General features: G+C 66.2%; 19 protein-coding genes. 12 read left to right on the top strand and 7 right to left on the bottom strand.

What is annotated here, in order from left to right:
• Positions 1 to 203 precede the first annotated feature (203 nt).
• Together ACXYMR_RS01195 and ACXYMR_RS01200 are read right to left on the bottom strand one after the other, a co-directional pair.
• Positions 204 to 2126, bottom strand: a complete 1923-nt coding sequence (locus ACXYMR_RS01195; RefSeq protein ID WP_458940918.1) for a S9 family peptidase — start codon at positions 2124 to 2126, stop codon at positions 204 to 206.
• 863 nt (positions 2127 to 2989) lie between these two features.
• Complete coding sequence (locus ACXYMR_RS01200; RefSeq protein ID WP_458940919.1) at positions 2990 to 3328, bottom strand: RusA family crossover junction endodeoxyribonuclease; 339 nt, start codon at positions 3326 to 3328, stop codon at positions 2990 to 2992.
• 152 nt (positions 3329 to 3480) lie between these two features.
• Between ACXYMR_RS01200 and fumC the strand changes: the two genes are divergently transcribed.
• Complete coding sequence (gene fumC / locus ACXYMR_RS01205) at positions 3481 to 4875, top strand: class II fumarate hydratase (protein ID WP_458940920.1); 1395 nt, start codon at positions 3481 to 3483, stop codon at positions 4873 to 4875.
• 7 nt (positions 4876 to 4882) lie between these two features.
• Entirely contained in the window at positions 4883 to 5125 is a 243-nt protein-coding gene (locus ACXYMR_RS01210; RefSeq protein ID WP_458940921.1) for a DUF4169 family protein, read from the top strand.
• On the opposite strand, the gene ACXYMR_RS01215 is transcribed toward ACXYMR_RS01210, so the two are convergent.
• Complete coding sequence (locus tag ACXYMR_RS01215) at positions 5122 to 5427, bottom strand: hypothetical protein (protein WP_458940922.1); 306 nt, start codon at positions 5425 to 5427, stop codon at positions 5122 to 5124. The two genes, ACXYMR_RS01210 and ACXYMR_RS01215, sit on opposite strands and share 4 nt — an antisense overlap.
• Before the next feature lie 200 nt (positions 5428 to 5627).
• Between ACXYMR_RS01215 and ACXYMR_RS01220 the strand changes: the two genes are divergently transcribed.
• The gene (locus tag ACXYMR_RS01220; RefSeq protein WP_458940923.1) at positions 5628 to 6425 is read left to right on the top strand and encodes a peptidoglycan-binding protein; all 798 of its coding nucleotides are present in this window, start codon (positions 5628 to 5630) and stop codon (positions 6423 to 6425) included.
• A gap of 50 nt (positions 6426 to 6475) precedes the next feature.
• Positions 6476 to 6697, top strand: coding sequence for a ribbon-helix-helix domain-containing protein (locus ACXYMR_RS01225; RefSeq protein WP_458940924.1), 222 nt, complete (start codon positions 6476 to 6478; stop codon positions 6695 to 6697).
• Here ACXYMR_RS01225 and ACXYMR_RS01230 read toward each other — a convergent pair whose 3' ends face one another.
• Complete coding sequence (locus ACXYMR_RS01230; protein ID WP_458940925.1) at positions 6698 to 7294, bottom strand: hypothetical protein; 597 nt, start codon at positions 7292 to 7294, stop codon at positions 6698 to 6700.
• A gap of 141 nt (positions 7295 to 7435) precedes the next feature.
• Here ACXYMR_RS01230 and ACXYMR_RS01235 point away from each other — a divergent pair, with 141 nt between their 5' ends.
• The 5 genes from ACXYMR_RS01235 to ACXYMR_RS01255 all read left to right on the top strand — a co-directional run bounded on the left by ACXYMR_RS01235 (position 7436) and on the right by ACXYMR_RS01255 (position 14069).
• Complete coding sequence (locus ACXYMR_RS01235) at positions 7436 to 9040, top strand: chloride channel protein (protein WP_458940926.1); 1605 nt, start codon at positions 7436 to 7438, stop codon at positions 9038 to 9040.
• Positions 9041 to 9127: 87 nt separating this feature from the next.
• Positions 9128 to 9658, top strand: a complete 531-nt coding sequence (locus ACXYMR_RS01240) for a hypothetical protein (protein WP_458940927.1) — start codon at positions 9128 to 9130, stop codon at positions 9656 to 9658.
• Positions 9659 to 9765: 107 nt separating this feature from the next.
• Positions 9766 to 12057: an ATP-dependent helicase gene (locus tag ACXYMR_RS01245; protein WP_458940928.1), complete on the top strand. Its 2292-nt coding sequence runs from the start codon at positions 9766 to 9768 to the stop codon at positions 12055 to 12057.
• A 227-nt stretch (positions 12058 to 12284) separates the two neighbouring features.
• Positions 12285 to 13163 (top strand): alpha/beta hydrolase, encoded by an 879-nt coding sequence (locus tag ACXYMR_RS01250; protein WP_458940929.1) that lies wholly within the window; start codon positions 12285 to 12287, stop codon positions 13161 to 13163.
• Positions 13164 to 13208: 45 nt separating this feature from the next.
• Positions 13209 to 14069: a 50S ribosomal protein L11 methyltransferase gene (locus ACXYMR_RS01255; RefSeq protein WP_458940930.1), complete on the top strand. Its 861-nt coding sequence runs from the start codon at positions 13209 to 13211 to the stop codon at positions 14067 to 14069.
• 347 nt (positions 14070 to 14416) lie between these two features.
• Here ACXYMR_RS01255 and ACXYMR_RS01260 read toward each other — a convergent pair whose 3' ends face one another.
• A complete protein-coding gene (locus ACXYMR_RS01260; protein WP_458940931.1) occupies positions 14417 to 14581 on the bottom strand; it encodes a hypothetical protein in 165 nt (54 codons plus the stop codon).
• A gap of 149 nt (positions 14582 to 14730) precedes the next feature.
• Here ACXYMR_RS01260 and ACXYMR_RS01265 point away from each other — a divergent pair, with 149 nt between their 5' ends.
• The 3 genes from ACXYMR_RS01265 to ACXYMR_RS01275 all read left to right on the top strand — a co-directional run bounded on the left by ACXYMR_RS01265 (position 14731) and on the right by ACXYMR_RS01275 (position 18990).
• Positions 14731 to 16569: an aminopeptidase P family protein gene (locus ACXYMR_RS01265; protein ID WP_458940932.1), complete on the top strand. Its 1839-nt coding sequence runs from the start codon at positions 14731 to 14733 to the stop codon at positions 16567 to 16569.
• On the top strand, positions 16569 to 17120 hold the full coding sequence (locus ACXYMR_RS01270) for a hypothetical protein (protein WP_458940933.1): 552 nt from the start codon (positions 16569 to 16571) through the stop codon (positions 17118 to 17120). Before ACXYMR_RS01265 ends, ACXYMR_RS01270 begins: the two co-directional genes overlap by 1 nt.
• Before the next feature lie 61 nt (positions 17121 to 17181).
• The gene (locus ACXYMR_RS01275; RefSeq protein WP_458940934.1) at positions 17182 to 18990 is read left to right on the top strand and encodes a hybrid sensor histidine kinase/response regulator; all 1809 of its coding nucleotides are present in this window, start codon (positions 17182 to 17184) and stop codon (positions 18988 to 18990) included.
• On the opposite strand, the gene ligA is transcribed toward ACXYMR_RS01275, so the two are convergent.
• On the bottom strand, positions 18962 to 21076 hold the full coding sequence (ligA, locus tag ACXYMR_RS01280) for an NAD-dependent DNA ligase LigA (protein WP_458940935.1): 2115 nt from the start codon (positions 21074 to 21076) through the stop codon (positions 18962 to 18964). The two genes, ACXYMR_RS01275 and ligA, sit on opposite strands and share 29 nt — an antisense overlap.
• A gap of 166 nt (positions 21077 to 21242) precedes the next feature.
• Entirely contained in the window at positions 21243 to 23345 is a 2103-nt protein-coding gene (locus ACXYMR_RS01285; RefSeq protein ID WP_458940936.1) for a TonB-dependent receptor, read from the bottom strand.
• Between the last annotated feature and the right edge of the window lie 76 nt (positions 23346 to 23421).

Below are 23421 nucleotides of genomic sequence, written 5' to 3' on the forward strand. Positions count from 1 at the left end.
ACTGTCATCCCGGCCGCATGGCCCGCGCAGGCGGGCCGGAGGGCCGGGACCCATACCCTCGCTCCCCGACCCGCTCGCAAAACCGGCAGACACCGGGATGATGGGTCCCGGACTTGCGCCCCGCATCCGCGGGGCATCCATCCGGGATGACACCTTCCCCATTACGTACCTACGGGAAGACGCACCGCCCTGCCCGACAACTTTTATTCCAGCCCCAGCACCTCGCGCAGGAACATCGTCTCCGCCTCGCGCTGGAAGTCCCGGTTCGACTTCTTGCGGAAGCCGTGGCCCTCGTCATTGGCCAGCAGGTACCAGGGATCGCCGCCCGCCTCGCGCACCGCGACCAGGATCTGTTCCGCCTCGCTCGCGGGCACGCGCGGATCGTTCAGCCCCTGGATGATGAACAGCGGCGCGGTGATCTCGTGCGCCCGGTTGGACGGCGAGATCTCCTCGAAATAGGCCCGCATGTCGTCATCGCGCTCATCGCCATACTCGGCCCGGCGCAGATCGCGCCGATAACCGGCCGTGTTCTCCAGGAAGGTGATGAAGTTGGAGATGCCGACAATGTCGACGCCGCCCGCCAGGCGGTCGGAATAGTGCACCATCGAGGCCAGCACCATGTAGCCGCCATAGGAGCCGCCATAAACCACCACGCGGTCCGCATCGAGGTCCGGCTGCTCGGCCACCCAGTCGAGCAGGGCGCCGATATCGCGCACCGAGTCCTCGCGGTTGAAGGCGTTGTCCAGCATCACGTATTCGCGCCCATAGCCGCTCGAGCCGCGCACGTTCGGGGCAATCACCGCCGCGCCCAGCTCGTTGACCCAGTACTGGATGGTCGAGGAGAAGCTGGGCCGGTACTGGCCTTCCGGGCCGCCATGGATCGACACGATGACCGGGTGCGGTCCCTCGCTGTCCGGCTTGTAGACGAAGGCCGGCACGTCCAGCCCGTCAAAGCTCTCGAAGGAGACCAGCTCCGGCTCGACGAAGCGTGACGTGTCCAGCCCGCCGACCTCGCTCTGCGTCCAGCGCGTCAGCGCACCGGATGCCAGTTCATACACCCAGGCATCGCTCGGCGATGTCGCCGCGTTGAGCGTGAAGCCCAGGCGCGAGCCGTCCTCATCCCATTCCAGCCCGCCGACCAGACCGACCGGCAGGTCCGGGCTGGCCAGGCTCTCGCCGCTTTCGATATCGAGCAAATGCAACTCCGACAGCCCGCCGGCATTGAGGATATAGGCCAGGGTGCGGCCGTCCGGCGACACATTCATCGAGGACACGTCCCAGCCATGCTCCGGCGTCACGAAGGCCTTGTCGCCGCTGTCCGCGTCAAAACGCACCACGCGGCGGAACTCCGCCCCGTCATCGGTCACCGCAAGAATATCGCCGTCGGGCAGGAATTCCGCCCCGCCATAGGCCACGTCGGCGTCCGGATTGATTTCCGTCACCTCGCCGGTCGCCACATCGGCCACGAACAGGTCACTGTGCGTGATCGAATAATAGCGCCCGAACAGGATTTGCGCGCCGTCATCGGACCAGTCGCCCGGGAAGATCGCGCCCTCGCCCTCGACCAGCACCCGCCGGCTCGTCGGGTCGTCCGCATCGGCCACCAGGATATCCCAGTCCGGATCGCCTTCGGTCGAGCGGTACCAGGCGATATGGGCCCCGTCGTCCGACCAGCTCGCCGACCCGTTGCGCGTCTCGTCCTCGGTGATGCGGCGCACATCACCGCTGTCCAGGTCGAACACGAAGAGCTGGTAATACTCGTCACCACCGCGATCACGGGCAAAGCCGAACTCCCCCGCCCCGCCCGGCCGGATGCTGGCCCCGTTGACCGGCTCGTCATAGAAGGTCAGCTGCGAGCGCGCGCCCATCGGCTGGTCGACCCGGTGGATCTGGCTGGTCTCGCCGAAGCGCGTCGAGATCAGGATGCCGCCATCGGGCAGGAAGCCCTGGAAGCCGGCCGAACGCGTGTTCTGGTAGGTGCGCAGCCGTTCGGACACATCCTCCGGGATATCCGGAATATTCTCCATCTCCAGATTGCCGCGCACCACGCGCTCGACCTGTGCCGACGCCATGCCGGGCAGCGCCACCACAAGGGCCGTGGCCGCCAGATACATCCAGTTTTTCATGATCTTCCCCTCATTCGACTGAGCTGGGCACAGGCTAGGCTGGTCGTCCGCCCATGGCCAGAAAAACCCGATGACAAAAAGGTTAGGCATTCCCGGGCCATCACGTCGCCGCACCCCTTTTACTCCGCCCAAGCCCGGCCATGACGGTGCGTGCGGACAGGGCGAGGCTCAGATCGTTCGGCGCGCTGAATCGCGCCCAGCCTTCAGGCGAAACGCGCCCCCTCCGCAGGCAATCCCGGGCGCCCCCAGCGCCCGCACATCCCCATTCATCTCTTGCCGAGAGAAAGCCTCAGGGGGAATTCCAACTCAAGGCGCATGCCCGCGGAGCGGCGCCGAAGGCGGCCTTGACTTGAAATTCCCCCTGAGGCCCGCTGGCTGACAAGAGATCAATGGCTCTCTCCGCGCTGTGGCGCGATAAATCCAACCAAACACAAAAAATGTCATCCCGGATGCATGCCCCGCGCAGGCGGGGCGGAGGTCCGGGACCCATCACCCCGGTGTTCGCCGCATCGAGCTTCACATATCCAGCGCCCGGCGCGCGCATTGCATTGCCCCCAATCCACCGTCATCCCCCGGCTTGACCGGGGGACCTCAGCTATCCAGCCCGCCATGGCAAGCTCGCCCAATCCGCACCCCGGTTGGCTGAGCCCCCCGGATGGACGCTGTACCGATCTTTCCCAATACATCCGAACACCCCCATTTCCCCGACCCTGCACGAACCTACCCCCGGACAGACCCCCGGCGGATTTGGCGCGCAATAAAAATTTCAAGTCTTTGATATAGCTGGATAAAGCACAGAAAGTTGCGGGGACATCGCGAAAGTTTTCCCCGGTTTCGCAAACCGTCGCTGGAAGCCGCGCCCCTCAGGCGTCTTCCAGCACGCGCTGTTCGGCCATCGGCCGCGCCGTCACCGCGATGCGCGGGCGGGGTCCCTCGCGCTTGATCACTTCCAGGCGCCGCACCTGGCTGCCCTCGTGAAACACCACCCCGGTCAGCGCGTCGAGCACGGCCTTGGCCACCGGATCGACATCGCGGCCATCATCACCGGCCACGCCCTCGATCTCGATGCACACCTCGTAGGGACCCCATTTCGGCCGCGCCCGCTTGAATTCCAGACGCAGGAACTCGCCGATCAGCGACTTGAAGCGCCGCGTCTGCGTGGTCAGCGCGTCGACGCGCAGATTGAGTTCATCGCCAGACATTCGTGCCTGAACCTTTCCAGGACCGGTTTCGGATGCCGGAGGCAGACCTGAAACGCATCATCATCTTGATGGATCACGCCCAAGTGCTACACGTCCGAATCAAGTTTGCCATCATCAAGCCGCGTCCGGCGGGCTGCAAGGAGTCTCCCCTCATGAGCGATAAGCGCACCGAAACCGACAGCTTCGGCCCTCTCGAAGTTCCCGCCGACAAGCTCTACGGCGCCCAGACCGCGCGCTCCCTGATCAACTTCCCGATCGGCACCGAGACCATGCCGGTGCCGCTGATCCGCGCCCTCGGCATCGTCAAGCGTTCCGCCGCCCTGACCAACAAGCAGCTGGGCAATCTCGAGCCGGAACTGGCCGACGCCATCGCCGCCGCCGCGCTCGAAGTGGCCGAGGGCAAGTGGAACGACCATTTCCCCTTGTCTGTCTGGCAGACCGGCTCGGGCACCCAGTCCAACATGAACACCAATGAAGTGGTCTCCAACCGCGCCATCCAGATGCTCGGCGGCACTGTCGGCTCGAAGGATCCGGTGCACCCGAACGACCACGTCAACCGCTCGCAATCGTCCAACGACACCTTCCCCACGGCGATGCACATCGCCGCCGCCGAGGAAATCGACCACCGCCTCCTGCCGGCGCTCGGCAAGCTGCACAATGCACTCAACGACAAGGCGAACGAGTTCAAGGACATCATCAAGATCGGCCGGACCCATCTGCAGGACGCCACCCCGCTCACGCTCGGACAGGAATTCTCCGGCTACACGGCCATGGTCGGCAATGCCATCCGCCGCGTCGAGGGCACGATGGACGCGCTGATGGAACTGGCCCAGGGCGGCACCGCCGTCGGCACTGGGCTCAACGCCAAGCCGGGCTTCGCCGAGAAGTTCGCCGAGGAAGTCGCCGCCTTCACCAAGCTGCCCTTCCGCACCGCGCCTAACAAGTTCGAGGCACTGGCCACCAAGGACGCGCTGGTCGAGGCGCAGGGCATGCTCAATTCGGCCGCCGTGTCGCTGTTCAAGATCGCCAATGACATCCGCCTCCTGGGCTCCGGCCCGCGCTCCGGTCTCGGCGAGATTGCCCTGCCGGAAAACGAGCCGGGCTCGTCGATCATGCCGGGCAAGGTCAACCCGACCCAGTGCGAGGCGATGACCATGGTGTGCGCCCAGGTCATGGGCAACAACACCACCGTCTCCTTCGCCGGCAGCCAGGGCCATTTCGAGCTCAACGTGTTCAAGCCGGTGATCATCTACAATGTGCTGCAGTCGATCCGCCTGCTCTCCGACGCCGCCAACACCTTCACCGACAAGTGCGTCACCGGCATCACCGCGCGCGAGGACAATATCCGCTCGCTGATGGAACGCTCGCTCATGCTGGTCACGGCGCTCAATTCGACCATCGGCTACGACAACGCCACTATCGTCGCCAAGACCGCCCACAAGAACGGCACCACGCTGCGCGAGGAGGCGGTCAAGCTGGGCTTCGTCAGCGAGGAGCAGTTCGACGAGATCGTGCGTCCGGAGAAAATGATCGGCCCCAACGCCTGATCCGCCGATGAGCGCCAAGCCCGTCAACCTGCGCCAGTACCGCAAGCAGAAGGCCCGCGCCGACAAGGCGCGAGCCGCCGCGGCCAATCGCGTCGCCCACGGCATGCCGAAGGCAGCCCGTGAACTGGCCGAGGCGCAGCGTCTCAAGGTTCAAAAAGAACTGGAGGCCAAACGACGGGAGCCCGCCGGGGACGCGGCGGGCTCGGTCGGTGATCCAGGCCGTCCCCCGGCCACTGAAACAGACGGCTAGAAAGCCGCATTCAGGGCCGGTGACCGTCCCCGCTTTCGACGGTATTCAACGATCAGCCTGGACGCCTCGCGCGCATCGGACGAGGTCGGCCAGAACATCATCGCCGTCGGCTTTGCCGGACGCTCGGCCGCAGGCCCCTCCGCCTCACGCTCGAACATGCGCCGCAGTGACCGCGTCGGCCCGATCTTGAGCACTGACGTCAAATCAGCCTCGTTCTCGAGCAGGACATACACGCCGGATTCGTCCGGAACGGTGTCCCGCGCCCGTGGCGTCAGCGGAACCGGTTTATACCATCTCGACATCGCAACCCCTTGGAGCCTTCGCAGCCCATGCGAACCCCTTGCCTAGCGCATCTGAATCAATTTCGCCTCGAATTCTTCCCATGAGGGTAACCAGTCCGTGAACGACGTTTACGGCCGCGCCGGCGCGCGTGGCGAGGATCACGCCGCACAATCCGGTTTTGGTGTAGGGTCGGGCAGCTCTGCGAACTGGGAGATCCGACATGTTGCCGGTCAACGCCGATACCCTGCACGCCATCGCGCCACGCTTCTCCGGGGACAAGGCCCGCCGGCAGGCCGAGATCATCAACGCCGTCGGGGCCACGCTGCGTGCCACATTGGCCGATTACCGTATCGACACGCCGCTCCGCATCGCCCATTTCCTGGCCCAGCTGGCGCATGAGAGCGCCGGCTTCCGGACCACCGAGGAATTTGCCTCCGGGGCCGCTTATGAGGGGCGCGCCGATCTCGGCAATAGCGAGCCCGGCGACGGCAAGCGCTACAAGGGTCGCGGCCTCATCCAGCTGACCGGCCGGGCCAATTACCGCGCCCTCGGCAAGAAGCTCGGCATCGACCTGGAGGGCGAGCCGGAACGCGCCGCCGAACCGGCCCTGTCCCTGATCATCGCGGCGGAATACTGGACCAGCCGCAACATCAACGACAAGGCCGATCGCGACGATCTGGTGGCCGTCACCCGGGCCATCAATGGCGGCACTAACGGGCTGGAGGACCGGCGAAACTATCTCGGCAAGGCCAAGACCGAGCTGGCCCGCCTCGGCGGCATCCTGATCGAGGCCGACAACCCGCCCGGCGCCCGCGCCGTCCTCAAGCGCGGCGACAAGGGCCCGGCCGTGGCCTATCTGCAGGAGTGCCTGCGCAAGGCCGGCTTCCCGGTCGTCATCGACGGTGATTTCGGGCCGTCCACCGAGCTCGCCGTGCGCCTGTTCCAGTCCCGCGAAACACTGCAGGCCGATGCCATAGTCGGCCCCGCCACCTGGGCCAAGCTGCCCAAGGCCGGCTGACACGGCACAGCAGGCTTGCCCGACCGGTCAGGATCGGGGAGCCTGCCGCCATGCCGCTGGTCAAACGTTCGCTCTCCCTCGCCGGTCACCGCACCAGCGTCTCCCTCGAACCGGAGTTCTGGGCCGAAATCGACCGCGCCTGCGCCGAGGATGGTCGCGCCGTGGCCGCCCTCATCGCCGATCTCGACCAGGCGCGCGGCACTGAACCCCTGGCCTCCTCGGTCCGGGTCTGGGTGCTTCGACGCCTGCAGCGGCGGGCCGCTAAGAGCTGATCAATCCGCCGACAGACCGGCCCGCCGGGCGTCATCCAGGGTCTCGATAGCCAGGACTTTCGACGGGCACGCTGCGGCCGGCACGATCCGGTCGGCGATGCGACGCGCCAGTTCATTGGCATTGGCAACCCGGTCCGCGGCGATCCAGGCCACCGCACAGGCGCTGTCGTCGACGCCCGCCCGCAAACCGGTCACCTGCAGGGTCTGGCGCTGCGCCATCTCCCCGCCCGCACCGGACGCGCCGGGGCTGTAATGGAAATACCGGTGAATGCTGGCCCTCACCTCATCGCCCCGATAGCGCCATTCGATGACATCGTGGAACTCCCCGAACATGCCGAGCTGCGGCGCCATGACCGGCGTCGACCAGGCCTGTCCGTCCGCCACATATCGGATCGACTGACCATGCTCCGATGCATGCAGGTAGACACTCCACCCGGACGGCCCGGCACACGCCGTCTCGTACACCGGCTGCTCATCGCCCAGGGCTCGCCCGGCACAATTCTCGTCGATACGCGTGTAGACGCTGCTCGGCGCCTGGCCCCAGGCCGCCCCGGTCGCCAGCAAGGCCAGTGCGGCGATTGCAAGTGTGCTTTTCATTTCAGGTCCCCCCTTTGCCTTTCGACCTTAGCGTCCTTGATGCCCGCGCCCAAACGGATGGTGTCACGGCGCACCAAACTTGACCCGCGCCCGCAATACAACCCAGTTTGAGGGCGAACGGACTGCTGGGCGGGCGAGGACGTGAATTATCTGCTGACAGCGATGCGCGAAGGACGCGGGCCGGCCCTCTGGCTTCTGGGCCTGACCGTCGGCGTGGTCGCGGGATATGCCACGCTCGGCCTGCGCCTCGGCATCTCCCTGGTCGAGCAGACCGCCTTCGGCGTCACCGAGGTCGAGCTCGCCTCGACCGCCGCGACCCTGCCCGCCTCGCGCCTGATCCTGATCCCGCTGGCCACCGGCCTCCTGGTCGCCATCCTGTTGCTGATCGGCAAGCAGCTTGGCCTGACGCCCGAAACGCGCGCCTCGGTGGTGTCCGACGTGGTCGAGGCGCGCGCCGTGCGCTCCGGCCGCATCCCGGTCGGCGCCGGACTGTATTCTGCCGTGATTTCGGCCATATCACTCGGCGGCGGCGCCAGTGCCGGGCGCGAGGGTCCGGCGGTCCATCTGGGAGCCTCGCTGGCCTCGGCGTTCAGCCAGATTCTCAAAATGCCGCCGCGCGGTAGCCGCATCCTGCTGGCCTGCGGCGCCGCCGCCGCGGTGTCGGCCAGTTTCAACGCCCCGGTCGCCGGCGCCCTGTTCGCCTTCGAGGTGATCCTCGGGCATTACGCCCTGCGCTCGATCGCGCCGGTCGCCGTGTCCTCCGTCGTCGGCGCCGTCATCGTGCGTCAGCATCTCGGCCAGGACCCGGTATTCGGCATGCCGGAGATCGCCACCACCACGCTGTGGGATTTTCCCGCCGCGGCCCTGCTCGGCATCGCCGCCGCCGGCCTCGCCATCCTGTTCAATCGCGGCATGCTGTTCCTGCCCGGACGGCTGACGAGCCTGTGCGACCGTTTCTCCGTGCCGACCTGGTTCCTGCCCATCCCCGGTGGTCTGGTGATCGGCCTCCTGGCCCTGCTGGCGCCGGAGATCCTGGGGGTCGGCTATGAAGCGACCTCCAACGCCCTGCAGAGCGAATACCTGTTCGGCGAGCTGATCCTGTTCATCACCCTCAAGGTGATCGCGACCATCATCACCCTGGCCTGCCGTTTCGGCGGCGGCGTTTTCTCGCCCTCCATGTATCTAGGCGCCATGCTGGGCTCGGCCTTCGGGCTGATCATGACCGCACTGCTGGGAGATCAGACCGCCGGGGCGAGCTTCTTCGCCGTCATCGGCATGGGCGCGGTCGCCGGAGCCGTGCTCGGCGCGCCGCTGTCGACCACCTTGATCGTGTTCGAACTGACCGCCAGCTACGAGGCCTCGGTTGCCGTGCTGGTCGCCGTCTCCCTGGCCACCGTGCTGACCCAGTCGGTGCTCGGCGGGTCGCTGTTCCAGCTCCAGGTCCAGCGCAAGGGCTACCACATCGCCGGCGGCTCCGGCCGCCTCGTCCTGCAGACCGTACGGGTGCGCGATTTCTATATCGGGCTGGATGATTGGGGCGATGCCGAGTTCCCTGACAGCGCCCATGTCTTCGAGGACGACACCCTGTCCAAGGCCCTGTCCGTGCTCGATGCCGAGCAGCTCGACCGCGCAGCCGTGCGGCGCCGCACCGGCGACCAGGACATTGTCGGTGTCATCACCAAGGCCGATGCCCAGGCGGCCTATGCCCGCCGCCTCGCCGAGATCAGCGAGGAGGAGCACGGCTGAACCGCTCCCGGACGGACCGGAGCCGGAACTGTTCATGCTTTATGAGCGCTTACTCTCTGGAAAGATTGTCCGACTAAAGGTGGCGGAATGACACCGGATTGGCAGGACATCGAGGCGGGTTCCCGCCCTGCACTGGGACAGGGCGCCCTGTCGGCCGAGGCGCTTGCCGCCGCCAATATCAACCCGGAGACCGGGCTCGCCACCGACTATCTCAACCACTTCAACGAAGTGGTCATGTTGATGGAAATGCTGCCCGACATGCCCGATTGCGCCGAGGACGTGCTCGACTGGCAACCGCTCGATTATTGCGGGCACTTCGCCAATTCCGCGTTCAAGGACAAGGACCTGGCCATCCTCGCCTATGGCGCCGCACCGAAGGCCGTACGGGCCCACCTTGAAACCCTGATCCTGCAGATCGACACCGAGGTGATGGAAGCCCAGGAGCGCCTGCGCGGCGAGCCCGGCCCCGACGACTTCGCCGCCATCGCCCATACCGCCACCACCGAAATCAAGCCGCTGATCGCCGCCGCCTCCGGCGCCATCCACGGCCAGACCGAAGGCGAGGCGGAATACCAGGACGAAAGCGTCCAGGCCGACGTCGACGCGCTGTTCGGCTGACCACAACCGGCTTCGAACAAAAGTCGAACAATCACACATCGCGGCCTTGGGCTGGCGGGCCAATCGGTCCACAATAGCGGCTGATCCGTCATCCAGCTGAAGATCCGATGTCCAATCTCTCCATTTCCGACATGGCGCGGCCGGCGCCGCCGACGCCCTATCTCGAGGGTCTGAACCCGGAACAGCGCGCCGCCGTGGAAGCGCTTGACGGCGCCGTGCTGGTGCTCGCGGGCGCCGGCACCGGCAAGACGCGGGTGCTGACCACGCGCCTGGCCCACATCCTGGCCACCGGCCGCGCCCGGCCGTGGGAAATCCTCGCCGTCACCTTCACCAACAAGGCGGCGCGCGAGATGAAGGAGCGCGTCGGCAGGATCATCGGCGAGGCCGTCGAGGGCGTACCCTGGCTCGGCACCTTCCACTCCATCTCGGCCCAGATCCTGCGCCGCCATGCCGAGCTCGTGGAGCTCAAGTCGAGCTTCACCATCCTCGACACCGACGACCAGCTGCGCCTGTTGAAACAGATCATCCAGGCCGAGGGGATCGACGAGAAGCGCTGGACCCCGCGCCATCTCTCAAGCCTGATCGACGGCTGGAAAAATCGCGGCCTCATGCCGGCCCAGCTTGGCGAGGACGACAAGTGGGCCTTCGCCGAGGGTCGCGGCCAGAAGCTCTACGAGCTCTACCAGGATCGCCTTCGCACCCTGAACGCCTGCGATTTCGGCGATCTGCTGCTGCACACCCTGCACATCTTCAAGGACCACCCCGATGTCCTGAATATCTATCACGACAAGTTCCGCTATCTCCTGGTCGACGAATACCAGGACACCAATATCGCCCAGTATCTCTGGCTGCGTCTCTTGGCCCAGGGCACCGGGAATATCTGCTGCGTCGGCGATGACGACCAGTCGATCTATGGTTGGCGCGGCGCCGAGGTCGACAACATCCTGCGCTTCGAGAAGGACTTCCCGGGCGCCGAGGTCATCCGGCTGGAACGCAATTACCGCTCCACCGCCCACATCCTGGGCGCCGCCTCCGGCCTCATCGCCGCCAACCGCTCGCGTCTCGGCAAGACGCTGTGGACCGAGGACGAGGCCGGCGAGAAGGTCCAGGTGCGCGGCATCTGGGATGGCGAGGCGGAAGCCCGCTACGTGGCCGAGGAGATCGAGAACTGGGTGTCCGGCCAGCGCTCCTATGAGGACTGCGCCGTGCTGGTGCGCGCCGCCTGGCAGATGCGGGCCTTCGAGGACCGCTTCATAATGCTCGGCCTGCCCTACAAGGTAATCGGCGGACCGCGCTTCTTCGAGCGCGCCGAAGTGCGCGACGCGCATGCCTATCTGCGCCTGGTGCGCTCGCCGGAGGACGACCTCGCCTTCGAACGCATCGTCAACACGCCCAAGCGCGGCATTGGCGACACCACGGTGCAGAAGATCGCCATGGCTGCCCGCTCCATGGGCGTGCCGATGTCGGAAGCGGCCCGCCTCATGGTCCAGACCGACGAGATCCGCGGCAAGGCGCGCACCGGCCTTCAGGTCTTCCTGCGCGACGTCGAACGCTGGCGCGAACAGGCCGAGGAGAGCCGCCTCGAGGAGCTCGCCGAGATCATCCTCGACGAGAGCGGCTATACCGCCATGTGGCGCGAGGACAAGACGCCCCAGGCCGCCGGCCGGCTGGAAAACCTCAAGGAACTGGTCCGCGCCATGGGCGAGTGGGATACGCTCGAGGCCTATCTCGAACACGTCGCCCTGCTGACCGATGCCGACCGCACCACCGAAGAGGAAGAGGTCTCCCTGATGACGCTGCACGGCGCCAAGGGCCTGGAATTTCCCCTCGTCTTCCTGCCGGGCTGGGAAGAGACCGTCTTCCCCTCCCAGCGCTCGCTCGACGAGGGCGGCACCAAATCCCTCGAGGAAGAACGCCGCCTCGCCTATGTCGGCATCACGCGGGCGCGCGAACGCGCCATCATCACGTTCACCGCCAACCGCATGATCTATGGCCGCTGGCAGTCGGTCATCCCCAGCCGCTTCATCGACGAAATGCCGGTCGACCATGTCGAGGCGCGCTCGGAGACCGGCTATTACGATGGCGGCCCCGGCTTCGAGAATGTCCGCGAGCCGGCCAATCCCATGGCCTCGTCCTATTCAAGCCCCGGCTGGAAACGCTACCAGGCCAACTCCCAGTCCGGCGCCCGCTCCAACCCGCCCACCATCAACGCCAAGGCGACCCTGATCGAGAGCGGCGACAGCGACACCACCGGCAAATGGAAAGCCGGCGACCGCGTCTTCCACGACAAGTTCGGCTACGGCACCGTCAAGAAGGCCGACGGCGCCAAGTTCACCGTCAAGTTCGACAAGGCGGGCGAGAAGAAGGTGGTCGAGAACTTCCTGCGGGAATTGCCGTAGCCCCGAGCGCGCCGAGTTCCTCTTGGGACAAGCGAGCCTGCTCGATGTTATGCAGGCTAGCCGGCCGCAGAGGGTCAAAGCTGTCAAGGCCGCCGTCGGCGCCACGCAACGGGCATGCGCCTTGACCGCTTTGACCCTCTGAGGCGAACTCCCGGCAAGACATCCATGCCCTATTCCGAGCCTGCGCTCGCATGTCTCACCACGAGCCCAAGTTCCGGAGTGTCCGCTTGCGTAGCCTTGCCCTGATCGCGGCCCTCACCCTCGCAGCCTGCCAGACCACCCCGCCCGTCCCGGCCGACCCTCACGCTGCCTCCCGTCCCATCACCTGGAGCGACCTCCTCGAGCGCCCACGCGAAACCGCTGACCACCGCGTCCAGTACGGACCCGGCGAGCAGGAGTTCGGCGAGCTGTGGCTGCCGACAGGTCCCGGCCCCCATCCGGTCGTGGTGATGATCCACGGCGGCTGCTGGCTGTCACAAGTTCCTGGCACCATCCTCCAGGACTATCTTGCGGCCGATCTGCGCAACCGGGACATCGCAGTGTGGAACGTCGAATATGCCCGCCTCGGCCATGCCGATGGCGGCTGGCCGGGCACGTTCGACGACGTGCGCACCGGCGTTACCCATCTTGGCACGCTGGCCGCCGCGCACGATCTTGACCTCGACCGGCTAGCCTATCTCGGCCATTCCGCCGGCGGCCACCTGGCCGTCTGGGCGGCCCATGACCGCGTCCTCGAGCCGGACGCCGTCATCAGCCTCGCCGGCATCCTCGACCTGGCGGATTACCGCGACAACGGCCCGGGCCGCTGCGGAGAACCGGACACGGTGTCCCGCTTGATCGGCGACGCCGACCTCGCCACACTCTCACCGGCCGCAATGCCGCCACTGGCGGTCCGACAGATCCTCTTCTCCGGCGCACTGGACCCCATCGTGCCTCCGGATTTCGGCGACCGCTACAGCACCCTCGCCGGGGCTCGCGGAGACCGCGTCGAACACCATGTCATCGACGGCGCGGGCCATTTCGAGCTGATCGACCCGACCACGCCGGCCTGGACGGAGATACGCCGCGCCCTTGAACAGGCGCTGGAAATGCCGCAAGCGGAGTGAAACCGGCGCCAGGCGCCGCGCACCCTCGTCCTTCGGAGCCCCGACATGACCACGCTCTGGCGCCTCACCGCCCTCGCCGACTTTCCCGTCCTCGCCGACGCCGTTGAACGCCTCGACGCGGCCGCCCCGCAGATCGCCCTGTCCTGGTCGCTGTTCGAGGCCGGTCCGACCCACCAGCTCGACGTCATGTTCGACGCCAGCCCGGACGAGGCCGCCTTCCGCGCCGTCGCCGGCCTGCCCGACAGCATCGCCCTGACCTGCGCCCCGATCCCCGAAGAGGACTGGGTCCGCATCTCGCTGGAAGGCCTGAAACCGGTCGAGGCCGGGCGTTTCACCGTGCATGGCGCGCATGACCGGCACGCTGTCCGCGACGGCCAGACCGGGCTGGAGATCGAGGCCGGCCCGGCCTTCGGCACCGGCCATCACGGCACCACGCGCGGCTGCCTGATCGCGTTCTCCGACATGCTCGATCGCGGCGAGCGCCCAGCCATCGTGTTCGATCTCGGCTGCGGCACCGCCGCCCTCGCCATCGCCGCCGCCAAGCTCCTGCCGGACGCCGAGGTGCTGGCCTCGGACATCGACCCGGAGGCGGTCGAGGAGAGCGTGGTCAATTGCGAGAAAAACGGGACGCCGCAGATTGACTGCTTCACCGCCGAAGGTCTTGATCACGCCAAGCTGGCGGGCCGCAAGTTTGACCTGATCTTCGCCAACATCCTGGCCGGCCCGCTGGTCGAGCTGGCGCCCGGCATTGCCAACGCCCTCGCCGACAACGGCCAGGTCATCCTGTCCGGACTGCTGACCGAACAGGAGGCCTGGGTGCGCCAGGCGTATGAGGCGGCAGGCCTCAAGGTGCACCGGCAGGAGCCGATCGACGGCTGGGAGACGCTGGTGGCCAAGAAGGGCTGAGCCGGGCCGAGCCGACCTCGGACCCGTCCGAGCCAGTAAAATAAAGGGGCGCCCTAAGCGCCCCACCTGCCCATTCATCTCTTGCCGAGATGTCGCCTCAGTCAGCTTTCCAGGTCAAGGGGTATACCCGCGGAGCGGGGGTGCGCGCCCTTGACCTGGAAAGCTGACTGAGGCCCGCTGGCTGACAAGAGATCAATGGACCTTTCCGCGCAGAGGCGCGTCCTTTCGATGGGGAACCCTTGTGAAGGGCTGTCATCCCGGATGCATGCCCCGCGAAGGCGGGGCGAAAGTCCGGGACCCCGACGCGCCGTTCAAGCCGAACAGAACTCGACCGGACCCGCCAGGCCCTACTTCCGCTTGCCGCGAAACCCGCACGCACTCAGAAACCCGTCCACATCCGTGGTCCGCGGCAGCACACGCACACCGGTCCGGGCGCGCGAGCGGTTCATCGAGCGCGACAGCATGTCGCCGCCATTGCGGTTGAGGTCGTCGAGGCCGTAAAGCATGGTCATCACTCCGTTAATCAGGACCACCGGGGCGCACCTTCTGATCCCCTTCGACCGGCTTGCGAAGTCGTGCTTCAGCAGGGCAGCCTTGCAGGAATGCAGGGCTCTGGGGACGACCATTGAACGGGACCCCGCACGAGCATACCTTCCGCTCCATGACCCAGATGATTTCCCAGACTTTCGACGCCAAGGGCGGCCCGCATTACGGTCGCGAGAATGTCCCCAAGATCCGCGCCGCGCTCGACGCGCTCGGCCTGGACGGTTTCCTGATTCCGCACGAGGACGAGTACGACAACGAGTACCTGCCCGACTGCAATGAGCGCCTGCTGTGGGCCACCGGTTTCTCCGGTTCGGCCGGCGCCGCCATCGTCATGAAGGACCGTGCCGCCGTCTTCGTCGACGGCCGCTACACGCTGCAGGTCAAGAACCAGGTCGATGGCGACATTTTCGAGTATGCCGACCTGGTCGAACAGGGCCTGTATGGCTGGATCCAGGACAATGGCCGCGAGGGCGAGCGCATCGGCTATGATGCCCGCCTGCACTCGCCCGCCGCCCTCAAGCGCATCGAGACTGCCGCCATGCGTGCCGGCGTCGAGCTGGTTTCGGTTGACGAGAACCCGGTCGACAAGGCCTGGACCGACCGCCCGGCCGCGCCCAAGGCCGAGGTCGTGCCGCACCCGATGGAGTTCGCCGGCGAGGACCACGCCTCCAAGCGCACCCGCATAGGCATCGCCATCAAGCGCGGCGGCGCCGACGCGGCGGTGATCACCGCGCCGCCCTCGATTGCCTGGCTGTTCAATGTCCGCGGCGGCGATGTCTCGCGCTCGCCCCTGCCGCTGTCGGCCGCCCTGATCCACAAGGACGGCACCGCCACCTTCTTCGTCGACCCCGACAAGATCGGTGACGAGACCCGTGCCCATCTCGGCAACCAGGTCGCCCTGCGCCCGGAAAGCGAGTTCGGCGCCGGCCTGAAGGAGCTTGAAGGCAAAACCGTCCGCGTCGACCCCACCACGGCCTCGGCCTGGGTGCTGAAAACGCTCAAGACCGGCGGCGCCAAGGTGCAGGAGCTGGAAGACCCGGTGATGCGTCCCAAGGCCCAGAAGAACGCCGCCGAAGTGGAAGGCTCGCGCCGCGCCCACATCCGCGACGGGGCGGCCATCGCCCGCTTCCTGCACTGGCTCGATACCGCCGCCCAGACCGGCGAGGTCGACGAGATCGAGGCGGCCCGCAAGCTGGAAAGCCTGCGCAAGGAGCTGCCGGAACTACGCGATTTGTCCTTCGACACCATCTCCGGAGCCCAGGGCAATGGCGCCTTCGCCCACTATCGCGTCTCCGAGGACACCAATCTGAAACTGGTGCCCGGATCGCTCTACCTCGTCGACAGTGGCGGCCAGTACCCGGACGGCACCACGGACATCACCCGCACCGTGCCGATCGGCGATCCGACGGCGGAGATGCGCACCCAGTTCACGCGCGTCCTCAAGGGCCATATCGCCCTGTCGATGATCCGCTTCCCCAAGGGTACGACCGGCACCCAGCTGGACGTGCTGGCGCGCCAACCGCTGTGGATGGCCGGGTTCGACTATGACCACGGCACCGGCCATGGCGTCGGCAGCTTCCTGGGCGTGCACGAAGGCCCGCAGCGCATCGCCAAGGCGCCCAATTCGGTGCCGCTCGAGCCGGGCATGATCGTGTCCAACGAGCCGGGCTATTACAAGGCCGACGGCTATGGCATCCGCATCGAGAACCTGCAGGTCGTCACCGACCCCGAGGTGCCCGAGGGCGGCGACCGGCCGATGCTTGGTTTCGAGACCCTGACCATGGCGCCGATCCACCGCCGCCTGGTCGACACCCATTTGCTCACTCCGGCCGAGCTGCAATGGCTCGACGACTATCACCGCGAGGTGCGCACACGCATCCTGCCGCACGTCACCGGCGAAGTCGCCGACTGGCTGGTCAAGGCGACCGAGTCCTTCCTGGGAGCCACGCCCTAGTGCGCCCCCTTGTGGTGTTGATTGCAGCCGCCCTGCTGGGCGGCTGCTTTTATTCGGAAGACGCGCTGATCGGCCGCTTCCGGGCCGACTTCCCGATCAGCGAAGGCGTCTACGCCCACCGTCCGCACCACCCTGACGGTCGCGCCTTCGACTACGACATGTGGTCGGGCGAAATCGAGCACCGTGGCGGCTTTTATGTCTCGGACATGGCTGATTTCCCGCACGAAGGCGTGCGCCTGCGCCAACTTGACGGAGCGCTTTATGTCGGCATGAGGCGTGACGACAATCACTGGCTCTACGGCCTGCTCTACGTGCACGAGAACGGCCGCACCATCACCTACCACCACCCGCGTTGCGCCGATCTCGACAGCGCCATCCGCGACCACTGGGACGTCACCACGCCCATCGAAGAGGAAAGCGGCTACTGCCGCGTCGATGACTGGGACCGCCTCAAGGGCGTACTCCTCGCCTACCTGGAAGCACGCGGTGGCGACATGCCCATCGACGGTGTGTATCGCCGGGTCGACGACCAGGTCATCAGAAATGACTGAAGGCGGAGCAAAGCGTTAAGGGCGGGCCCGCCAGACTGACTGCCAGCACAGGAGGTGCCTGGTGGACATTTGGGTCCATGTCGACCGCTTGACCGGTCAGGATACGGACCGGGAGCTGGAAGCAGCCCTCCGGGGCCGTCTGGCGTTTGCCTTCTCCATCCTGCTGGCCCTGCTCGCCCTGTTCAACGCAAGTCTGCTGCACGTCACCGGCGAGGGCCGTCCGGGCATGGTCGCCCTGACCTTGGCCAGCGGCATCCTGATCTTGCTGAGTGGGATTGTCGGCCTGGTCCTGCGCCGGCCGGGCGTGACCATGACCACCATCGCCGTGCTCATCACGCTGACCTACGGGCTGGCCGTCCTCGGCAATCGCGGCCTCGTGCCGCCGGCTGCCGCCTACCTGCCCAGCATCATTCTCGGCTTCTATCACTTCTGGGGACCCCGCAGCTTGCTGTGGATCGTACCGCTCGCCATCGCGTTCTTCGGTTCGGTGATCCGCCTCGCCGAAAGCTATCAGGGCACGCTGGCCTACCCGCTGACCGCGACCTGCCTCGCCTTCGCCTTTGCCTGCCTGTTCGTGGTGATGATCTCCTCCATCCTGCGCTCGATATCGCGACATGCGGAAAGCCGGCTCGAGCGCGGCAATAGGGAGCTGGCCCAAGCGCTCGCCGACAGTCGGGCCGCCCAGCGTGCCAAAACCGAATTCCTCGCCAATGTCGGTCATGAAGTCCGCACCCCCCTCAACGGCATGCTGGGCATGGCCGACGTGATGGACCGTGTTGGCGGCCTGCCGGTTGAGCAGCAGGGCCGGCTTGACCTGATCCGCCAGTCCGGCGCCACCCTCCTGCAACTGCTCGACGAGCTTCTCGACCAGTCCAAGATCGAGGTGGGCCAGCTGCAGGTGGAACAGGTCGATTACGACCTGCACGATCTCGTGGACCGCACCGGGGCCGCGTGGATCTCGCAGGCGGAAGAGAAAGGCCTGGCCTTCAGCATCGATACCGCCGGGCTGACGGAACGCGTTGTGCGTGGCGATCCCCTGCGCACCCGTCAGGTGCTCAACAACCTGCTGTCCAACGCCATCAAGTTCACGGCCTCCGGCGGCATCGATATCCGGGTCTCCCAGTCAGCCCCCACCCCAGCGGGGACCCTGCCCACCTGCTTTGAGGTGCACGATACCGGCGTCGGGATAAGCGCCGACCGGCTCGACCACATATTCGAAGCTTTCAGCCAGGCCGATTCATCGATCACGAGACAATATGGCGGCACCGGTCTGGGCCTGTCGATCAGCCGCCAGCTGGCCCGCCTGATGGGCGGCGATCTGACCGCCAGCTCGCGCCCGGGCAGCGGCACGACATTCAGGCTTGCGCTCGACCTCGCGCCCGGCGTGCTGGCACCCGCCCGGAGCAGCGCACCGGCGCGCCCCTTGCGACGCCCCAGGCTGGAAACCGTCCTGATCGTTGACGATGTCGCGACCAATCATGTTGTGCTGCGCGCCCTGCTCGAACAGGTGATGAGTGATGACGGGCCGCTCGATATCGCGTCCGCCCTGAGCGCCGAGGAGGCGTTCGAGTTTTGCCGTTCAACCCGGCCGGACCTGGTCTTCATGGATTTGCAGATGCCGGTCATGGATGGCGTCGAGGCTGCCCGCATCATGCGCCGGGATTTTCCGCCCCAGCTCATGGAAATCGTCGCCGTGTCCGCGGTCAGCCGGGGCGAGGCGGACAAGCTGACCGGCATCGACCTGTTCGATGGCTATCTTGCAAAGCCGCTGCGCCTCGACGCACTGCAGCACTTCCTGCACGAACTGGCCGAGCGTCAGGACCAGCAGGCATCTGGTGCGCTCAGCCCGCCGTCTCGCCGATCAGCTTGAACCAGTCGTCCTCGCTCAGCGTCTCGACTCCCAGCTCGGCCGCCTTCTTGGCCTTTGAGCCGGCCCCCGGCCCTGCCACCAGATAGTTCGTCTTGCCCGACACCGAACCGGCCACCTTGGCACCCAGCGCCTGCGCCTTGGCCTTGGCTTCATCGCGTGTCATGCGCTCCAGCGTCCCGGTGAACACCACCGTCTTGCCCGCAACAGGGCTGTCACTGGCCGGCGCTGCCGCGTCCTCGATCCTCAGCTTGGCAACCAGCCGGTCGAGCATGGCGCGGTTGTGCGCCTCCTCGAAATACTGCTGGAGGGCTTCCACCGCGGCCTCGCCGATACCGTCAATGGCCAGCATCTCCTCGCGCGCCGCGCTGCCGGCAAGCTGTTCACAGGCCTGCCGGAACGCCGTCCAGCTGCCGTAGGACCGGGCCAGCAATTGCGCCGTGTTCTCGCCGACATGGCGGATGCCCAGCGCGTTGAGGAAACGCCCCAGCCCGATCGTTCGACGCGCCTCGATGGCAGCGAAAAGATTGGCCACGCTGGTCTCGCCATAGCCCTCGCGCTCCTGCAGCGGCGGCGTGACCTGGCCGGCCGCGTTGCGCGCCTTCAGGGTAAATATCTCCGCCGGCTCGGTGACCAGGCCCTCGCCGTGGAAGTCCTCGATCTGCCGCGTCCCGAGCCCCTCAATGTCGAACGCCTTGCGTGACACGAAGTGCTTCAGGCGCTCCTTGACCTGGGCCGGGCAGATCAGCCCGCCGGTACAACGCCGCACCGCGTCCAGCTTGCCGGTCTTGGGATCGTGCTCGCGCACCGCCTGGCTGCCGCAAACCGGGCACTCGGTGGGAAAGGCGTAGGGTTCCGGCCGATCGGCTCGGTCGCGGTCGACCACCCGGACGATCTGCGGGATGACGTCGCCGGCGCGCTGGATCACCACCTTGTCGCCGAGGCGTACGTCCTTGCGCTCAAGCTCGTCCTGATTGTGCAGCGTCGCGTTCGAGACCACCACGCCGCCGACCGTCACCGGGGCGAGCCGTGCCACCGGGGTCAGCGCGCCGGTCCGGCCAACCTGGATGTCGATGGCCTCCAGCGTCGTGGTCGCCTGCTCGGCCGGGAATTTGTGGGCAATGGCCCAGCGTGGGGCGCGGGCGACAAATCCCAGCCGCTCCTGCCAGTCGAGCCGGTCGACCTTGTACACCACGCCGTCGATGTCATAGCCGAGCTCGGACCGCTGGGCCTCGATGTCGCGATAGACTTCCAGAAGGCCCTCGGCGCTCTCGCACAATCGCATCAGCGGATTGGTCGGAAAACCGAGTGCGCCGAGCCGCTCGACCGCGCCCCACTGGGTGTCGGCCAGCGGCTCGGAGACCTCGCCCCAGGCGTAGGCAAAGAAACGCAGGGGGCGCTGCGCCGTCATGCGCGCATCGATCTGCCGCAGTGAGCCGGCGGCCGCATTGCGCGGATTCTTGTAGGCCGGCTTGCCCGCTTCTTCCTGCCGCCTGTTGAGATCGGCGAAATCGTCATGCGACATGTAGACTTCGCCGCGCACTTCCAGCACTGACGGCCAGTCCGTCCCCGGTAGGGATTGCGGGATATCGTCAAGCGTCAGGATGTTGGCCGTGACGTCTTCACCGGTGAGACCGTCACCGCGCGTAGCGGCGTGCTTGAGCTGGCCGTTTTCATAGCGGATCGAGGCTGAGAGCCCGTCGATCTTCGGCTCCGCCGTGACATGCACCGGCGCCCCGTCCTCCAGCCCGAGGAAACGCCGGACCCGGCCGATGAACTCGGCCACCTCGTCATCGCTGAAGGCATTGCCCAGAGACAGCATCGGGACTGCATGGGTGATCGTGCCGAACTTGCTGGCCGGTGCGGCACCGACCTGGCGCGACGGGCTGTCAGCGCCCATCAGTTCGGGAAACACCGCCTCGATCCCTTCGAGGCGCCGGCGCAGCTGGTCATACACGGCGTCGGAGATCTTCGGCGCGTCGTCCTGGTAGTAGGCCTTGTCGTGCTTAGCGATTTCGCGGGCCAGGCGGGCATGCTCCTGGCGCGCCTCGCTGGCGCTGAGCTGATCCACGTCCTTGAGAGCGCTCATTGTCCGGTTCCGTCCGCTGCCTCGCGCCTATATTTGCGGCAGTTTTGTCTCGAGGTCGACACTGTGCTGCGGCGCGGGTGCACGTCTTCCCGGATCCAGCCCGGGTCACAAAAAAGGCGGCGGCCCCGCAGGAACCGCCGCCTCCTTGTGCCAGATGGCCAGCCGCCTAGAAGCGGTGCCGCACGGTCAGGCGCGCATTGGTCGGCGCACCGGTCGAGATGTTGTCATTGCTGTGAGCGTCGGGGAAATACTCGTCGTCCAGCAGGTTCTCGACATTGAGCTGCACGCGCGTCACATCGCTCAGCTCGTAGTACACAGCCGCATCCACCCGCGTGTAGGCCGGGACCTCGACGGCATTGTCTTCGCGCACGAAATAGGCCGCCTGATGGGTCATGCCGAGAGCCAGGGTCAGCCGGTCAGTGGCAGCATACTCATTCCACAGCGAGATCATGTGCTCGGGCGTCTGACGCGTCTCATTGCCGGCAAAGCTGCCGCCATCGACTTCACCATCAAGGTAGGAATAGCCGGCATTGAGGAACCAGGTGTCGCTGATCTTGCCGGTCAGCTGGACCTCATAGCCGCGCGTGGTGCTGCCGGGCACCGTGATGACCGTCGACGGATCGTCCGGATCAACTGTGGTGAACAGGCCCTGCTCCAGCTCGAACACCGCAGTGGTCAGGCTGAGATCGGAATTGATGTCCCACTTCAGGCCCAGCTCGGTGTTCTCGTAGACCTGCGGCTGGATGTCCTCGCTGGTCCGGCTCAGGGTCAGGAACTGGTCGCCCGAACTCGGCAGGAAGGTTTCCGCATAGCTGGCGTAAATGGAAACATTGTCGGCCGGCTTGTAGATCACGCCAAAGCGCGGCGACACTTCCTCGTCGACACGGCTGCGCCGACCGTCATCGCTAGCCGAAATGGCCTGGCGGTCCAGCACCGAGACATCGAAGCGGTCAAAGCGCAGGCCGGCCACGACCTTGAGCTGCTCGGTGATGTCGACCTGGTCCTGGATGTACAGCGACATCGTCTCCACCTCGGACGAGCGGTCGCGTGCCGGAGCCGAGAAGGAGAACGCCGGGATCACCAGCGGGTCGGTGAAGGCGATGGTGATCTGGTCGTCATTATTGGCGGCAAAGCGGTTGTCATTGCGCGCATTGTCGGTCGACTGGTCGCCATACTCGGCACCGACCAGCAGGGTGTGCGAGAAGGCGCCGGTGGCGAACTCGCCGACCAGATTGCCCTGGATCAGCGCATTCTGACGCGCCGTGATGTCCTGGTAGCCGTCCAGCGTGACCGTCTGCGGCGCCGCGAAGCTGTCGAAACCGGCCGGGTAGAGGTTCTGGTAAAGCTTGTCGTAATCGGCGAACTGGGCGGTCAGATTTCCGCGCAGGGCACCGTTGAAATCATGGTCGACGCGGGCCCGCACGATGTGTGCTTCCAGCGTGGTCAGATTGTGTTCGGGCGATCCGAAGAAGGTGTCCCGCTGCCCGGCAAGCGGAATGTCCGGCTGGCCGGCGACAGAAACCGACGGCACACCGCGATCCACGCCGCGATCGTCATTGAGATACTCGTAATAGAGATTGAGCGTGGTCTGCGGGCTCAGCTCGAAGGTTGCGGTCGGGTTGAAGCCGTAGCGCTCGCCATCAAAGGCGTCGCGGTGATTGTCGAGGTGCTCGTAGAAGCCATTGACCCGCAGAGCCGCTTCATTGCCGAGGGCCATATTGACGTCCCCGCTCAATGCATGGGCGCCGAACGTGTCGATGCTGGCTGCCGCGTCGGCGAAGGTCTCGCCGACAATGGCCGACTTGGTCACCCGGTTGATCACGCCCCCGCCGCCACCGCGGCCGAACAGCAGTGCGTTGGAGCCGCGCAGGATCTCGATCTGGGCCACATTGTAGAGCGGGCGGTAATACTGCACGTCATCGCGCAAGCCATTGAGGAAGAAGTCGGCCGTGGTCTGGTTGCCGCGGATATTGATGGCGTCGCGGTGCCCCTCGCCCTGGCTGATCGACAGACCCGGCGTATAGCGCAGCACGTCTCCGAGATCATTGAACGCCTGGTTCTCGATCTGGGCTTCCGAGATGATCGACAGGCTCTGCGGAACGTCGATGATCGGGGTCGGAGTCTTCACCGCATTGATCTGGTCGAGCGACAGGAAGCGGCCATTGACCGTGATGACATCGAGATCGGCGGACGGATCGGCGTGGGCGACGCCGGCCACAAGGGCGGACGTGGCGGCGCTGGCGAGAAGGGCCGACAGACAGATACGCATGGACTAATTCCTCGACTGGAGAGCGTTTCCAGCGTGGATAATGGATCGCACCTGCAAGTCAATCGCAGAAAGCCGC

Source organism: Maricaulis sp. CAU 1757 (genome assembly GCF_054482675.1).

What these genes read in the sequence shown, in the direction of transcription:
- ACXYMR_RS01195 (WP_458940918.1), bottom strand. Translation starts at nt 2,126, where the DNA reads ATGAAAAACTGGATGTATCTGGCGGCCACGGCCCTTGTGGTGGCGCTG.
- ACXYMR_RS01200 (WP_458940919.1), bottom strand. Translation starts at nt 3,328, where the DNA reads ATGTCTGGCGATGAACTCAATCTGCGCGTCGACGCGCTGACCACGCAG.
- fumC (WP_458940920.1), top strand. Translation starts at nt 3,481, where the DNA reads ATGAGCGATAAGCGCACCGAAACCGACAGCTTCGGCCCTCTCGAAGTT.
- ACXYMR_RS01210 (WP_458940921.1), top strand. Translation starts at nt 4,883, where the DNA reads ATGAGCGCCAAGCCCGTCAACCTGCGCCAGTACCGCAAGCAGAAGGCC.
- ACXYMR_RS01215 (WP_458940922.1), bottom strand. Translation starts at nt 5,427, where the DNA reads ATGTCGAGATGGTATAAACCGGTTCCGCTGACGCCACGGGCGCGGGAC.
- ACXYMR_RS01220 (WP_458940923.1), top strand. Translation starts at nt 5,628, where the DNA reads ATGTTGCCGGTCAACGCCGATACCCTGCACGCCATCGCGCCACGCTTC.
- ACXYMR_RS01225 (WP_458940924.1), top strand. Translation starts at nt 6,476, where the DNA reads ATGCCGCTGGTCAAACGTTCGCTCTCCCTCGCCGGTCACCGCACCAGC.
- ACXYMR_RS01230 (WP_458940925.1), bottom strand. Translation starts at nt 7,294, where the DNA reads ATGAAAAGCACACTTGCAATCGCCGCACTGGCCTTGCTGGCGACCGGG.
- ACXYMR_RS01240 (WP_458940927.1), top strand. Translation starts at nt 9,128, where the DNA reads ATGACACCGGATTGGCAGGACATCGAGGCGGGTTCCCGCCCTGCACTG.
- ACXYMR_RS01245 (WP_458940928.1), top strand. Translation starts at nt 9,766, where the DNA reads ATGTCCAATCTCTCCATTTCCGACATGGCGCGGCCGGCGCCGCCGACG.
- ACXYMR_RS01255 (WP_458940930.1), top strand. Translation starts at nt 13,209, where the DNA reads ATGACCACGCTCTGGCGCCTCACCGCCCTCGCCGACTTTCCCGTCCTC.
- ACXYMR_RS01260 (WP_458940931.1), bottom strand. Translation starts at nt 14,581, where the DNA reads ATGACCATGCTTTACGGCCTCGACGACCTCAACCGCAATGGCGGCGAC.
- ACXYMR_RS01265 (WP_458940932.1), top strand. Translation starts at nt 14,731, where the DNA reads ATGACCCAGATGATTTCCCAGACTTTCGACGCCAAGGGCGGCCCGCAT.
- ligA (WP_458940935.1), bottom strand. Translation starts at nt 21,076, where the DNA reads ATGAGCGCTCTCAAGGACGTGGATCAGCTCAGCGCCAGCGAGGCGCGC.
- ACXYMR_RS01285 (WP_458940936.1), bottom strand. Translation starts at nt 23,345, where the DNA reads ATGCGTATCTGTCTGTCGGCCCTTCTCGCCAGCGCCGCCACGTCCGCC.